This window comes from Kitasatospora purpeofusca, from assembly GCF_042691725.1.
GTDB lineage: Bacteria > Actinomycetota > Actinomycetes > Streptomycetales > Streptomycetaceae > Kitasatospora > Kitasatospora purpeofusca_B.
Map to the genome: position 1 here is coordinate 1201259 of NZ_CP170483.1, position 14938 is coordinate 1216196.

Consider the following 14938-nt stretch of genomic DNA (forward strand, 5'->3'; position numbering starts at 1 on the left):
CGACTTCCTGCGCACCGGCGGGGGTGTCCGGGGCGGGGGCGGTCAGTAGTCCCAGACCACCGGCACGAAGCGGAAGGTGCCGCTGCCGGCATCCGCCACGTGGCAGACGGACGGGAAGGGCAGGTGGCTGGCCATCAGCTGCTCGCCGGTCGCCGCCATTTCCGTCAGGAGACGGACCCGGATGCGGGCCGACTCCTCGGGGTCGTGGTCGAAGCCGTTGTGCCAGTCGGGCTTGTCGAAGCCGCACTGGAACACGGCGTCGCCCGCGAACGTCAGCCGGTCGCCGCCGGACTCCAGGCGGACGATGCTGTGGCCGGGGGTGTGACCGCCGGTGCGGCGGATCAGGACGCCCGGCGCCACCTCGTACTCCTTCTCGAACGGCCGCAGCTGGCCGCGGTACACGTCGAGGAACCGCGAGGCGGTCGTGCGCAGCACGTCCGGCACCGGTGCGGGCATGTCGGTGCGGGAGAAGTCGGGCGCCGCCCAGAACTCGGCCTCGGCCGCGGCCAGGTGGACCCGCAGATCCGTCCGCAGCCGGCCCCGCAGGCCCTCGACGAGCAGCCCGCCGATGTGGTCCATGTGCAGGTGGGTGAGCACCACGTCGGTCACCGACGCGGGCGCGATCCCGGCGGCGTCCAGCCGCGCGGCCAGCTGCCCGGCCCGCGGGAAGCCGGGGAACTCCGTCCCCAGGCCGGAGTCGACGAGGACGGTCCGGCCGCCGCTGCGCACGACGGCCACGTTCAGCGGCCAGTTGATCGACTCCAGCGGCAGGTACACGTCGCCGAGCCAGGCCTTCAGGTCGGCCGGGGTGGCGTTGGTGGCCAGCGTCGTGGGGGAGATCGGCAGCACCCCGTCGCTGATCACCAGCACGTCGATGTCGCCGACCTTCAACGCGTAGCGCGACGGGACCGGTTCGTCGAGTCCCGGCGCGTCGGGGTGGGCGGGGCTGACCTGGGTCATGGGTGTTCTCCTCGGGAAGGGTGTCGGCCGGAGGTGTCGGCAGCGCCACCGTGGGCTGCGCCGTCCGGTCATCCGTAAAGACCGGTCAGCGGTCCGGTCTGTGACAGCCGCCCCTGTTCCGGAGACCCACGCGGGCTCCGCACCCCCTCCGGCGCCCCGCGGCCGGAGGTGGCGAGGTGTCACAAAGGCGGTGCGAGAGCGGTCTTCCTGGGGGACCAGGCGCCCTGGTCCCTGGCACGACGACACAGGAAACGAGACCACGTGAAACTCCGCCGACCAGCAGTGGCCCTCCTGGCCGCGCTGCTGATCCCCCTCGCGGCACCGGAACTGGCCGCCGCGGCCCCGGTGCCCGCCCCGCCGGCGCTCTTTGACCCAACGGCGGCATCCGGGGCCGCCGCCGCGGAGGAGCCAGACCTCGGCTACGCCAACCGCACCGTCCCGCCGATCGGCATGCCGGACTGGTCGCGGGTCGGCTACCGGGGCGGGCAGGACCTCCCGCGCGGCGAGTCCGCGCTCACCGATGACGCCGCCTGCCGCGTCTCCCCGCAGAAGCTCGCCGCCACCTACGGGGTTCGCCCGGACGACGGGGCCGACGACACCGCCGGCCTGCAGCGGGCGATCGACGACATCAAGGCCCAGTGCTCGCCCAAGGCCGACTTCAACCGCCTCTCGCTCATCGAACTGCCCGCCGGCCGGATCGACCTGTCCCGGCAGATCTACGCGGACGCCGGCTTCCTGACGCTCCGGGGGAAGGGCTCGGGCCCGGGCGGCACCCGGCTGGTCTTCCGGCCCGACCTCAGCACCCGGTACGACACGGTGGTCAACGGCCGCTGGGACCAGGACTCCATGCTGGCCGGAACCGGCAGCGACATCGGCACGGGCGGCTGGATCTGGCCGGGGCGCGGCATGTTCCGGGTCCAGACCCGGGAGGTCGCGACCCGGTACCAGGACGACTGGGCGGCGGCCACGACCGTCCCCATGCGCAAGGACATCTTCGAGGGCAGCGTCAACCAGCACTGGGTCTCCGGCCTGAAGCTGGCCGCCCAGGACGGCGATCCGGGCTACGCCGGCCGGAAGGGGTCGTCCGTCGTCCGGCTGGACCCCAAGGTCGACATGAACAAGTTCCGCACCGGCGGCTACGTCTGGGTCGGCGCGGCCAACAGCCGGAACTTCTACGCGCAGCAGGGCATCACCGATCCGGGCATGATCGAGGCGCTCCACATGCGCCAGCAGATGTTCAAGGTCGTCCGCGTCGACGCCACCGCGAAGACGGTCGCCCTGGACCGTTCGCTGGAGTGGGACCTGCCGGTCAACTCCGAGTCGGACGGCTCGCCGCCGATCAACGGCAGCGGCACCCCGTACGCCAGCAAGATCACCCCGCTGAAGGCCGTCGAGGGCGTCGGCTTCGAGGACTTCGCCTTCACCCAGGACATGGACGGCCTGCCCAGGATCGGCGGCCAGGAGACCTACCGGCTGACGCCCGAGCAGGCCGTGCACAACTACGGCAACCTGGCGCCCGAGTACGCGATGCACGGCATCGTCTTCAAGTGGGCCGCCAACAGCTGGGCGCGCGGGCTGAAGGCCGAGATGACCGGCTCGCACCCGATCGTCACCGAGAACGCCCGCAACCTGCAGATCGAGCGCAACAGCTTCGACGGCGCCTGGAACAAGGGCAAGGGCGGCAACGGCTATCTGCGCGGCAGCCGGGTCTGGGACTCCCTGTGGGCCCACAACGTCAGCCGCAACCTGCGCCACTTCACCTTCCAGTGGTCGGCCGGCGGCAACGTCGCCTTCCGCAACGACCTCGACTCGGACCTCAACCTGCACGGCGGCTGGGAGCACAACAACCTGTTCGAGCAGAACACCCTGCGGATCCCGTACGAGCACCGCTCGGGCAGCTGCGCGGCCAACTGCGGCGGCGAGGGCGGCGAGATGGACGAGGGGACGTGGTACCCGATCTGGTGGGCGGCCGGCCCCAAGGCCGGCAAGTGGTCCGGCTCCTCCGGACCGCAGAACGTCTTCTACAACAACACGATGCTCAAACAGACGGCCCCCGGCGGCCCGTTCGAGCCCTACGGGCCCTACGGCACCCGGACCGGCACCGCCTTCCAGTTCGGCTCGGACAGCGAGGACCCGGACCGCTTCCAGCCGCTGGGCCAGGGCGGCCAGGCCATCCCCGACTGGACCGGCCGGGAGACCCTGGACTTCACGGGGGCGGGCGTGGTTCCGCTCGACGTCGGCAAGCGGCACTCCCTCTTCCTGCGGTACACCGGCGGCGAGCTCGACCCCCGCGCCGACGGCGACCGCAAGGTGATCACCTGGAACATGCGCGGCCGGTACATCACGGGCTCGAACAACCGCTCCGACAAGTGGCGGACGAGCCTGGAGGACATGGCCGCCACCCACGAGCCGGACATCGTCCTCCTCCAGGAGGCCGGCGCCCCGCCCTTCCCGCTGGGGATCAACGCCGAGCGCGTCGAGATCCCGCAGACCGCCTACCAGCGCAGGAACTCCGCGGGCGAGGTCATCGAGACGCCCCCCGTCCGCGAGTACCGGCGCACCCTGAACGGCGTGAACGGCTACCTGTACTGGCTGCAGACGGACACCGAGACCACGGGTGTCGGCCAGATGAACCTGGCCATCTGGACCCGGGAGCGGGCCCTCGACCCCGCCGACCCCACCGGCGCCGGGCGGATCTTCGTCGTCCCCTCCGGGAGCGGTCCGTCCCGGCCGGCGCTCGGCGTGCGGATCGGCGGAGCGCTCTACTTCACGGTGCACATGGACACCGGCGGCGGCGCGAACGCCGCCGGCCTGCTCAACGCCATCAGGACCCGCGTGGCCCTGCCGCAGGCGCTGCCCGCGGCCGTCTTCGGCGACTTCAACACCGACCTGGGTGCGTTCCGCCGGCAGATGATCCGGCTGTTCGACATCCGGGGGGTGCTCGACCACACCTTCCCGGTCCGCGGCAACCAGCCCCCGGCGAACTACGACTACGGGGCGATCGCGGCCCGCTACGACAACGGGCCGCAGCTGCACTTCACGGGCGCCGAGCGGGTCGACTCCGTGACGACCTCGGACCACTACCCCGTCGCCTTCACGCTCTCCCCCGTCCCCGGCGATCCGCCGCCGGCCCCGACACCGGCGCCCAAGAAGAAGAAGCCCAAGGGGGACCGCACCGCCCGCTCCGCCAAGAGCACCTACGCGCCCTACCCGTCCAGCAAGCCCGGCGGCGGCACGGGCGGCGGCGGCAGGACGCTCGGCACCCGCCCGATCGACCGGGGCAACCGCGACATGGAGACCCTGGTCCTGGAGCAGGCCGCCGACCACCCGGACCAGTTCCGCATCCTGCACCGGATGACCCGTACCTACCTGAGCCAGGAGTTCGGCCTCCTGAACACACCGGCGGTGCTGCTGCCGGAGGGCGGCGAGGGGCTCACCCAGATCTGGAGCGTCATCGGCATGGAGGACGGCACCTGGGTCGTGCTGAACGCGGAGACCGCCCAGGTCCTCGCCGTCGCCGACGGGCCCGAGGGAGAGCAGGTGGTGCTCCGCGACTTCGACTCGGAGGACTCCTCCCAGCGGTGGTTCTTCCAGAACCCCGAACAGGAGGCGCTGGACGCGGACGAGCTGCTGCGGGAGGACGACGACCCGCAGGACCTCGCCATCGAGGTGCCGGTCGGCGCCGGCCTCCCGCTGGACCTGGCGGCCGGAGGCAACAGCACCCGCAGGCAGTTCACCACCGTCCCCGCGGGCCCGACCGGCGACGACTACTGCTACTACCTCATCCACGAAGGCCGGTACGTCAACACCTCCTCCTCCCCGTTCCCCGAGAGCGAGGCACCCCTGACGCTCGGCCCGTTCCGCCCCGACCACCCCAGCTACCTGTGGTGCACCGACACACCGGACCGGCACGCCACCGCGGGGATGCGGCTGACCCAGCGCACGGCCACCGGACAGCGCCTCTACCTCACCTCCCGGGCGAACCCCCGGGGGCTCTCCGTGACCGAGCACCTCGCCGCCGCGGACCTGTGGACCTGGAAGGCGGTCACCCGGTGAGGGGACGGCCCGGCCCGCGCCTCCGCCTCCGCGGCAGCGGCAGCGGAGGCCTTGCCCGGCACGGTGGCCGGGGCGCCGACGCGGACTCCGGGGGCGACGCCTTCCCGCCGGCGGACTCCGCGGCGGCCCGCCCGACCGGTCGCTGACGGCCTGTCACAGAAAGGGGGCGTTCCCGGTCTTCCTCCTCGGGAGCGGGAACGCCCCCGTCCGACGCCGGGCCCTCGGGCCGGCACCACCCATCGGGAGTACCCACATGACGACAGCAGTTCTCCAGCGCCGCGCGGTCCGCGCCCTGCTGGCCTTCGCCGTGGCCGCCGCGGTCGCCGTCCCGGGCCTCGGGGCCGCGTCCCCGGCCCGGGCGGACACGCCCGACGGCACCACCAAGGTCGTGGAGGTGAAGCTCGACTACAACTACACCGGGGGCAACGTCGCCGGGTACCACACGGCGCTCATCCGCCTCCGCCAGGCGGCAGGGCGGCCGTTCCACGACGACGACGTCTACATCACCCAGGTGACGCCGCCCGGCCTGATCGCCCTGCGGATCCAGGACCGCGACGGCAACGAGCTGTCCAGCCTCTACCTCAACCCGGCCAACCTCTACGTCGGCGGCTTCCGCACCAAGAGCGGCAAGCTGTACGCCTTCAACGACGCCTCGGAGAACGTGCGCACCGAGATGGGCCGCGGCGGCCAGGTGAACACGCTGCCCTTCGGCGGCAGCTACGGCTCGCTGATCTCCACCGCCGGGGAGGAGCCGTCGATCGAGTGGCTGAACGGGTTCATCGGCTCGGCCGAGACGGTCGGCAAGGCCGAGCAGTCGATGGGCGACGCGGCGGGCCGGGCCGCCGTCGCCCGGGCGCTGATCAAACTGATCGGCGCCTTCTCGGAGGCCGCCCGGTTCACCGACTTCCGCGACACCTGGGACCCGGTCGTCGCCGGGCGCAGCGGCGGCGGCTTCTTCGAGGTGTCGAACCCCCGGCTGCGGGCACTGCGCGGCGCCTGGGGGCCGATCTCCAAGTTCGCGGTGGACATCAGCGACGTGTCGTCCACGCCGCCGCTGACGGTCAACGGTGTGGGGACGTTCGCCACCTGGCAGGACGTGCGTGACCACCTGCGGGTGATCCGGCGATAGCGGGTCTCCGGGGCCGCCCGGCGGCAGCCGGGGCACAACGGGCACAGCGGGCACAGCGGGGGCGGCGAACGGACCGCCCCCGCTCCGCCCGCTGTGCCGCGGGTGCGGGTGCGGGTGGCGCGGTTCCGGCGGTGCCCGGAACCGCTGCGGATGCCCCGCTCACCGCGCCGCCAGCAGCGACTCCAGGCCGGCGGTGTCCCCGGCCCGGGCGGCCGCGACGAAGGCCGCCAGCAGCCGCCGGTGCTCCGTCGGGTCGACGGCCCCCCGCTGCTCGGCCGCCAGGCGGCGGCGGGCCCGGCTGGTGATCTGGCGGACGTTGACGGCGCTGAGGCGCAGCATCGCGGCGATGTCGGCGTAGGCGTAGTCGAAGGCCTCGCGCAGGATGTACACCGCCCGCTCCGTGGGCGTCAGCCGTTCCAGGACCACGAGCAGCGCGGCCGCCAGCTCCTCCGCCCGCTGCACGCCGGCCTCGGGGTCGCCGCCGGTGTCGACGGGCTCGGGCAGCCAGGGGCCGAGCGGGGTCTGCCGGCGGGAGCGGGCGGACTGGGCCACGTTGAGGGCCAGCCGGGTGGTGGCGCGGTACAGGAAGGCCGTGGGGCTGACCACCGCCGAGCGGTCGGTCAGCTGCCAGCGCAGCCACACGTCCTGGACCACGTCCTCCGCCTCGACCGCGCTGCCCAGGATCCGGTACGCGGTGCCGAAGAGACGGGGCCGCAGCTCCTCGAAGGCGGCCGCGGCCTCGTCCAGGGTGGCCTCCCCGGCGGGCGGCCAGGTGGCCTCCCCGGCGGGCGGCCGGGTGTCCGGCCGCGTCTCGGGCAGGTCTGTCAACACGCTCATCACGGCTCCGTTCCGCCTGCGGCATCCGTCGATGCCCCGGGGAACACGCTCCCGTCGCGGCCCCCGCCGTGACGCCCCGGAACGTGCCTGGTCCGCCGCCCCGGTACCCCTGGCGGCCGCCCCCGGGGGTACCGGGACGGGGTGCCCCGCCGGCGGGAACAGCGACTCGGATCGGGGCTCGGATCGGGGCTCGGACTCAGACGCGGGCTCAGGCCGTGGCCGTGGCCGTGGCCGCCGAGCCGGCGAGCAGGGCGCCGCCGAGCTGCTTGCGGGAGGTGACGCCGAGCTTCGTGTACACCTTGCGCAGGTGCCACTCCACCGTGTGCGGGCTGAGGAACAGCTGGGCCCCGATCTCGGGGTTGGTCATCCCGCCCCCGGCCAGGCGCGCGATCTGGGTCTCCTGGGCGGTGAGCGCGGTCCGGGAGTCGGCCGGGCGCCGGGGCGCCGTCGCGCCGGTGGCGCGCAGCTCCCGCCACGCGCGCTCCGCGAAGCCCTCGACCCCGATCCGGCTCAGCGACCGGTAGGCGGTGCCCAGCTGCTCGCGGGCGTCGACTCGGCGGTTCTCCCGGCGCAGCCACTCGCCGTAGAGCAGGTGGGCGCGGGCGCGGGTGATCCGGACCCCGGTACGGCCCAGGCGTTCGACGGCCTCCCGGTGGAGGGCCTCGGCGGCCGCTCCCGCGCTCACCTGGGCGCGGACCATGGCGGAGGTGCCGAGGGCCCAGTCGGTGCCGCTGGCCCGGGCCAGGTCGGCGACCCGGTGGGCCGCCTCCGCGGCGCGGGCCGGCCGGCCGCTGCGGGCGGCGGCCTCGACGAGCTCGACCGTCGACCTGATCGCGAGGCCGAGCTCCTGGAGGCTCTCCGCGCCCTGTTCGGCGGCGGCGAAGGCCTCCTCGTAGCGGCCGAGCCCGTTGTACAGCACCGCCTTCGCCCACGCGCCGGCGCCGGGGACGTCGCCCGGCCCGCCGCGGTGGGGGCCGGCGTCGCGGGCCATGGCGTCGGCCGCTCTGAGCACCTCGGCCTCGCGGCCCCTCCACGGTTCGGTCACCAGGGAGGCGTAGTGGGCGAGGTAGCGGCTGCCGGTGGCCTCGCCGATCGTCCGCGCCTCGGCGATGAGCGCGTCCGCGTGGTCGAGTTCGCCGGCCAGGACGCGGTTGGAGACGAGTTGCAGCAGGGCCGAGGGCAGCACCGACAGCGCGCCCGTCCCGCGGGCCAGCTCGACCAGGCGCGAGGAGAGCACGGTGTTGCTGTCGAAGTCCCACACGTTGAAGGCCATCCGGGCGGCGAGCGGGAACCAGCCGAGGCCCTCCTCCGCGGAGACCTCCTCGGCGCACAGGGCGCCCAGGGCGCGCAGCACCGTGGGCGCGCCCGCCCGGTAGCCGTCGACGGTCATCGCGGCCAGGCCGCGCAGCAGCAGGTCGTTGCGCTCCGGGGGCGGCCCCGGCGGTGCGGCGAGCGCGGCCCGGGCGATGTCAGCCAGCGCGGCGCCGCTCGGCGGCCGGTCGATGATGAGGGCGGCGTGCAGCGCGTCGCGGTAGGTCTGCTGGGCGAGTCCGGTGTCCAGCGCCTCCAGGCGGCCGGCGGCCCGCACCAGCACCGGCAGGGCGCTACCGGCGTTCTGGGAGGCGAACACGATCCGCCCGCGCAGCAGGTCCGCCTGGGCGAGCCGGCGCTCGTCCAGCGGGCCGAGGGCGGCGGCGTCCAGCAGTTCGCGCGCGGTGTCGTAGCCGCCGGCCTGGTACTTGGCCTGGGCGGCCGCCAGGGCCCTGGCGGCGCGGGCGGCCGGGTCGGGGGTGAGCTCGGCCGCCCGTTCCAGGAACGCGGCGGCGGCCGCGACCCCGCCGCGGGCCTGCGCCCGGCCGGCGGAGCGCTCCAGCTCGGCGGCGACCCCCTCGTCGGGCCCCGCGGCGGCGTTGGCGAAGTGCCAGGCGCGGCGGTCGGGGTCGGTGTCCGGGTCGGTCGCCTCCGCCAGGGCCCGGTGGACCTGCTGCCGGGCCTCGGGCTCGGCGGCCCGGTAGGCCGCCGTGCGCACCACGGGGTGCCGGAACCGCACCCGGGTGCCGATCGTCACCAGGCCCGCGGCTTCGGCCGACGGGGCGGCGGAGTCGTCGATGCCCAGCAGGGCGGCGGCCTCGGCCAGCAGGGCGACGTCCCCGACCGGTTCGGCCGCGGCGAGGAGCAGCAGGTGCCGGGCGCCGGGCGGCAGGGTCTGGATCCGGTGCAGGAAGCTCTGCTCGACCTGCCCGGCCGGAGGCCGCGCGTCGGGGCGTCCGAAACCTCCGGCCAGTTCCTCGGGGCCGAGGCCGCGGGGCAGTTCGAGCAGGGCCAGGGGGTTGCCCTGGGTCTCGGCGACGATGCGGTCGCGGACGCGCTCGTCGAGCCGGCCCGGGACCGCGGAGTCCAGCAGGGCGCGGGCGTCGCTGTCGCCGAGCCGTCCGACCGTGAGCTGCGGCAGCCCCGTGAACCGGGGCTCCAGGGACGGCTCGCGCACGGCGAGGACCAGGCCGATCCGCTCGGCGAGCAGGCGCCGGGCGACGAAGGCCAGCGTCTGCACGGAGACCTCGTCCAGCCACTGGGCGTCGTCGACGAGGCAGAGCAGCGGGTCCTGTCCGGAGGCGTCGGCGAGCAGGCTGAGCACGGCGAGGCCGACCAGGAAGCGGCCCGGCGGGGTGCCCGCGGCCAGGCCGAACGCGGTGCCCAGCGCGTCGCGCTGCGGGGCCGGCAGGCGGCCGAGCCGGTCGAGGAACGGGGCGCACAGCTGGTGGAGCCCGGCGTACGGGAGCTCCATCTCGGACTGGACGCCGGTGACCCGGGCGGTCCGGAACCCCCGGGCCCGGGCGGCGGCGTGCTCCAGCAGTCTGGTCTTCCCCACGCCCGGCTCACCGCGGAGCGCCAGGACCCGGCTCCCGCCGCCGCGCACGGCGTCGAGCAGTTCCTCCAGTGCCCCGCACTCGCGGCTGCGCCCCAGCATCTCCTGAGTCATGGACGGCCGGCCTCCCCTTCGGTGCCCGCCGGGCCGGGTACCCGGGCCCGGCGCGCGGTCGTTCCCGGCGCGGGCCTCGGCGCCGTCCCGAGGACGGCCGCGCTCGCGCGCGGCGCCGGTCGGCGCCGCCGGGCCCACCCTGCCGCCCCGCCCCGCCGGCCGGCGCCCGGGGAACCCCGGGTCGACCCCCGGGTGCCCCCGGGCTCCCGGAGGTCCGGGGAGGGGGGACCTTCAGGCGTCGGCCAGGGCGGCGCGCAGCCGGTTGCGGGACTTGACGTCGAGTTTGGTGAACACCTTGCCCAGGTGCCATTCCACCGTGCGGGGGCTGATGAAGAGCTCGGCGCCGATCTCGGAGTTGGTCAGGCCGTCGGCGGCCAGGCGGGCGATCTGGCGCTCCTGGGGCGTGAGGACGATCCGCCCCGCCCCGCCCGCGTCGGCGGGGCGGGGGCGGACCGTCTCGCCGGTGGCCAACAGTTCGCGCCGGGCGCGCTCGGCGAAGGCCTTCGCGCCGAACCCCCGCAGCAGCTCGTGGGCGGTGCGCAGGTGCCCGCGCGCGTCGCCGCGCCGGTTCTCGCGGCGCAGCCACTCGCCGTACACCAGGTGGGTGCGGGCCAGGTGGACGGCGACGCGGCTGCGTTCGAGGCGGGCCAGGGCCTCCCGGTAGAGCCGCTCGGCACCCGGGCCGTCGTCCAGCAGGGCGCGCGAGCGGGCCAGCATGCCGAGGGCCCAGTCGGTACCGGCCGCCTCGGCACGTTCCTCCAGCCGGTGCAGGGCCGCCGCGGCCCGCTCGGGGGCGTCGGCGCGGGCTGCCGCCTCGACGAGTTCGGCGAGGGCGAAGCCGTGGACGGCCAGGTCCTCGTGCGCGACGGCCCGTTCCGCGTGGGCCAGGGCGTCCTGGTAGCGGCCGAGGCCGTTGTGGAGGACGGCGACGAGGTAGTGCTCCAGGCCGATCGCGCGCCCCTCGCCCCAGGAGGTCGCGTCCCGGGCGGCGCTGTGGATCACCTCGGCGGTCCGGGCGTCCTCGCCGCGCCAGGCCGTCAGCAGGAGCGCGGGGTAGGCCATCGGCGAGTGGCCGGTCACCTCCGCGATGGTGTCGGCCTCGTCGATGAGCACCGCCGCGAGGTCGAAGTCGCCGGCGTGCACGGACAGCGCGGCCCGGTAGCCGAGCGCCAGGGGGAGGACGCTGAGGGCGCCGGCCTCGCGGGCCGAGCGGACCGCGTGCTCGGTCATCCGGTGCCACGCCTCGTCGTCCCACAGCTCCCCGGCGACCAGCCAGGTCAGCCAGAGCCAGCGCATGGCGTCGCCGCCCTCACCTCCGGCGGCCTGCCGGAAGGCCCCCAGGGCGGACCGCAGCAGCGGCCCGCCCTCGGCGCGGCCGTCGAGGAACCAGGCCGCCAGGCCGTCGAGGAGCAGGTCCGTGGGCCGGGCGGGCAGCGCCCCGGGCGGTGCCGTGCGGGCGGCCTCGGCGACCTCCCGGACCCCGGCCCGCCGGCCCAGGCGGCCGGCGAAGACCGCCGATCCGAGGGCGTCCAGGTACGCCTCGCGCGCGGACGCGTCCCCGGCCCGCGCCAGCCGGGCGGCCGCGTCGAGCAGCAGCGGCAGCGCCTCTCCGCCGCGCCGGCGGGCGAAGGCGACCTGCGCGCGGAGCCGGGCCAGCCGGGCGTGCTGCGCCTCGTCCAGCGGGCCGAGCTGGGCCGCGGCGAGGAGTTCGAGCGCCGCGTCGGGGGATCCGGCGTCGAACGCGGCCTGGGCGGCCGCACCCGCGCGCGTGCCCCGTAGGGACGGATCGGGCGTCAGTTCGGCCGCGCGCCGCAGGAAGGCCGCCGCCGCCGCGATCCCGCCCCGGGCCTGGGCCCGGCCGGCCGACCGCTCCAGCTCGCCGGCCAGGGCCTCGTCCGGGTCCACCGCCGCGTGGGCGCGGTGCCAGGCCCGGCGGTCCGGGTCGAAGGCCGGGTCGGTGGCCTCGGCCAGCGCGCGGTGCACGTCGCGGCGCACGGTCGGGTCGGCGGCGCGGTACGCCGCCGAGCGGACCAACGGGTGGCGGAACCGCACCCGGGTGCCGAACTCGATCAGCCCGGCGGCCTCCGCCGCTCCCGCGGCGTCCGCGCCGAGGTCGAGCCGCTCGGCGACCCGCCGCAGCAGCGGCGCGTCCCCCACCGGCTCCGCGGCCGCCGCCAGCAACAGCCGCTGGGCAGCGGCGGGCAGTGCGCCGATGCGCTGCAGGTAGGCCAGCTCGATCCGGCCGGCCAGCGGGCGGACGTCCGGGCGCCCGAACCCTCCGGCCAGCTCCGCCGCCGACAGGCCCCGGGTCAGCTCCAGCAGGGCCAGCGGGTTGCCGCGGGTCTCGGCGACGACGCGGTCCCGGACCCGCTCGTCCAGCCGCCCGGGCACCACCGATTCCAGCAGCGCCCGCGCGTCGTCGTCGCGCAGGCCGCCGACCGCGATCTCGCGCAGCCCCCCGAGGGGGTCGCCGTCCGCGACGGGCGCCGGGGTACGCGCCGCGAACACCAGCGCCACCCGTTCCGCCAGCAGCCGCCGGGCGACGAAGGCCAGCGTCTGGGCGGAGACCCGGTCGAGCCACTGGGCGTCGTCCACCACGCAGACCAGCGGCTGCTCCTCGGCCGCCTCGGCCAGCAGGCTGAGCACCGCGAGGCCGACCAGGAAGCGGTCCGGCGCGCTCCCCGCGCTCAGGCCGAACGCGACGGACAGGGCGTCGCGCTGGGGACCGGGGATGCGGTCGAGCCGCCCCATCAGGGGCACACAGAGCTGGTGCAGTCCGGCGAACGCCAGTTCCATCTCGGACTCGACGCCGACCGCCCGCAGGACGCGGCACCCGCCCGCCCGCTCCACCAGGTACTCCGCGAGGGCGGACTTGCCGACCCCCGGTTCACCGCGCAGCACAAGAACCTGGCCCCGGCCCTCCCGGGCCCCGGCGACCACCTGGTCCAGCACTCCGCACTCGCTGCGCCGGCCGAGCAGCCCGCGCCACGGAGCGCTGCCCGCCATCCGCCACCACCATGCAGTTCAAGGTCCGGACCCTGATCGTTCCGGACCGTCCCCATCATGCATCAGCCCGCGCGGCGCGGACAAACCCCTGCCGGGCACCGCCGCAGGCCTTCTGAGGGATCGTCATCACGACGGAGGGGCGGTCCGCCACGCGCGGCCCCGGCTCCTTCGCCTCGGTTCGCCCACCCGTCTCCCCCCGTTTCCCCCTCCCCTCGGGATCTCCCCCCACCCGGACGCGGAATTCCGCCCCTTGCACCCGGTTTTGACATTTCTCTTATCGTCCTACCGTCTTGCCGCGCCCCAGCAGGGCGGCACCCTCACCGTCCTCAACCAGAACCCGCAGGAGCAGTTCGACCCCGCACGGCTCTACACCTCCGGCGGCGGAAACGTTCCCTCCCTGGTCGTCCGCACCCTCACCACCCGCAACCGGGTGGACGGCGCGGCCGGCACCGAGGTGGTCCCGGACCTCGCCACCGACACCGGCACCCCCTCGGAGGGCGCGACGGTGTGGACGTACCGCCTCAAGGACGGCCTGAAGTTCGAGGACGGCTCGCCGATCACCACCGCCGATATCAAGTACGGCATCGAAGGTCATTCGCCCCCGAGAGCTGGAGGCCCTGGACTCCACCAGGTACTCCAGGACGATCCACACCGTCGCCACTCGGCCGCCGCCGGCGCCGCCGCCTGACAGCGAGGACGCGGACGGCACCGCGCGCAGGACCGGCCCGCCGGCTGCCGCCCGGCCACCGAGCCGTTCCCGACGGTCCTGTCCTCCCGAGGGCGGCCACGGACCTGGGCCGGGCGCCCGGGCGACCGGGCGACCGGAACGAGGATCAACCGCAGGTCACGACGCGCGGTTGCCCGGCCGACGGCGCTGCCCGGTGCGGCGCCGCTCGACCCCGTGCTGACCGCCCACCGGCGGCCGCGGCTTCGGAGCGCGGTCGAACCGGGCCTTCGTCCGCTTCAACTCGCCCAACCGCCGAGGCGATCGCCGGGACCGGCGCGGACGCCGCACCGCCCTCGCCGGCGCCTCCCCGGGCGGGAGCTGCGCGGGCCCCCGGGATCGGCCCTTGACGATCTGCAACAACCACTCCGACACCGTGGTCACGAGGAGCACGATCACCTTGACGGTGACCTCCTCCGACCACGGCAGCTCCATGAACTGCACGATTTCCTCCAGTGGACGAACGAGCTGGAGGGGTGTGGATCACGCGGCCAGGCTGTCGTCCAGCCCACTGGCGCCCACCCCGAAGCGGCCGGCCGCGCCGGTGCGCCCGGGTGCCCTGGGGATCAGTGGTCTCCGAAGGCGGGTGATTCCGCAGGCGATGGCCAGCGGTTCCGGCAGGCCCTCGGTATCCGGCCGCAGCGTCGGCGCGGCCTCCCGGAGGGGGGTCCGGCGAGCTTCCAGCGCGACCGCGAGCCCGTAGCCGGAGTGCAGCACGGCCAAGGCGCTGGAGTATGCCTTGGCCTCCACCACCCAGGGCCCCGCGTCGCCCGAACCGGCGGTGGCGGAATGGGGGCCGCGAAGGGAGTAGTCGTGAAGCGCGTCGACGAAGGACCACGAGACACGGTGCCACCGCCCCGGCTCCAGCAGGGTGTTGATGCTGGCCATCCGGTGCACCTCGTCGACCATCACGAGGTCGACCGCCTGGTGCACTGCGTCGCCGAGCATCAGCAGGCTCGCCGGCCCGCCACTGCCCGGCGCGTTCGAGACGGGACGTGCGGAGGCGGGAGCCTCGCGGAGCCCGGCCAGGATGTCCTCGGCGAGCTCGTAACAGAGCGTCTCGCCACGGGCCTGCGGGGCGATCACGGCGCGTTCGCCGATCGGGACCAGCGTCACCCTGCCGGGCGCGTATGCGTACGAGCGGGCGGTGATGCGCTCCAGCTCGATCGGCGTCATGGCTGACACGATAGCTGAAACCGGCGGCGGCGCAGGTCGGGCCGGCGGTCCGCGCCGTACGCGCGGACCG

6 protein-coding genes and 2 pseudogenes are annotated in these 14938 nt (G+C 75.3%); 3 read left to right on the forward strand and 5 right to left on the reverse strand.

Annotated elements, in window-relative coordinates:
• Nucleotides 1-42: 42 nt before the first annotated feature.
• Nucleotides 43-960 (reverse strand): MBL fold metallo-hydrolase, encoded by a 918-nt coding sequence (locus ACFCLZ_RS05080; RefSeq protein WP_380283462.1) that lies wholly within the window; start codon nt 958-960, stop codon nt 43-45.
• Between the two features lie 261 nt (nt 961-1221).
• On the opposite strand from ACFCLZ_RS05080, the gene ACFCLZ_RS05085 reads away from it, so the two are divergent.
• Both ACFCLZ_RS05085 and ACFCLZ_RS05090 read left to right on the forward strand, forming a co-directional pair.
• The gene (locus tag ACFCLZ_RS05085) at nt 1222-5016 is read left to right on the forward strand and encodes an endonuclease/exonuclease/phosphatase family protein (protein ID WP_380283463.1); all 3795 of its coding nucleotides are present in this window, start codon (nt 1222-1224) and stop codon (nt 5014-5016) included.
• Between the two features lie 253 nt (nt 5017-5269).
• Complete coding sequence (locus ACFCLZ_RS05090) at nt 5270-6145, forward strand: ribosome-inactivating family protein (protein ID WP_380283464.1); 876 nt, start codon at nt 5270-5272, stop codon at nt 6143-6145.
• Between the two features lie 171 nt (nt 6146-6316).
• On the opposite strand, the pseudogene ACFCLZ_RS05095 reads toward ACFCLZ_RS05090, so the two are convergent.
• The 3 genes and pseudogenes from ACFCLZ_RS05095 to ACFCLZ_RS05105 all read right to left on the reverse strand — a co-directional run.
• Nucleotides 6317-6982 (reverse strand): annotated as a pseudogene (locus ACFCLZ_RS05095) (sigma-70 family RNA polymerase sigma factor); the annotation flags it as partial.
• Nucleotides 6983-7190: 208 nt separating this feature from the next.
• Nucleotides 7191-9962 carry an AAA family ATPase gene (locus ACFCLZ_RS05100; RefSeq protein WP_380283465.1) on the reverse strand — a complete coding sequence of 924 codons (2772 nt, stop codon included), beginning with the start codon at nt 9960-9962 and terminating at the stop codon, nt 7191-7193.
• A gap of 231 nt (nt 9963-10193) precedes the next feature.
• Nucleotides 10194-12968, reverse strand: a complete 2775-nt coding sequence (locus tag ACFCLZ_RS05105) for a LuxR C-terminal-related transcriptional regulator (RefSeq protein WP_380283466.1) — start codon at nt 12966-12968, stop codon at nt 10194-10196.
• 250 nt (nt 12969-13218) lie between these two features.
• Here ACFCLZ_RS05105 and ACFCLZ_RS05110 point away from each other — a divergent pair.
• A pseudogene (locus ACFCLZ_RS05110) lies at nt 13219-13584 on the forward strand (ABC transporter substrate-binding protein); the annotation flags it as partial.
• 591 nt (nt 13585-14175) lie between these two features.
• Here ACFCLZ_RS05110 and ACFCLZ_RS05115 read toward each other — a convergent pair.
• Entirely contained in the window at nt 14176-14868 is a 693-nt protein-coding gene (locus ACFCLZ_RS05115; RefSeq protein WP_380283467.1) for a hypothetical protein, read from the reverse strand.
• Nucleotides 14869-14938 lie beyond the last annotated feature (70 nt).

Coding starts and splice junctions, on each gene's coding strand:
- ACFCLZ_RS05080 (WP_380283462.1), bottom strand. CDS start 960: ATGACCCAGGTCAGCCCCGCCCACCCCGACGCGCCGGGACTCGACGAA.
- ACFCLZ_RS05090 (WP_380283464.1), top strand. CDS start 5,270: ATGACGACAGCAGTTCTCCAGCGCCGCGCGGTCCGCGCCCTGCTGGCC.
- ACFCLZ_RS05100 (WP_380283465.1), bottom strand. CDS start 9,962: ATGACTCAGGAGATGCTGGGGCGCAGCCGCGAGTGCGGGGCACTGGAG.
- ACFCLZ_RS05105 (WP_380283466.1), bottom strand. CDS start 12,968: ATGGCGGGCAGCGCTCCGTGGCGCGGGCTGCTCGGCCGGCGCAGCGAG.
- ACFCLZ_RS05115 (WP_380283467.1), bottom strand. CDS start 14,868: ATGACGCCGATCGAGCTGGAGCGCATCACCGCCCGCTCGTACGCATAC.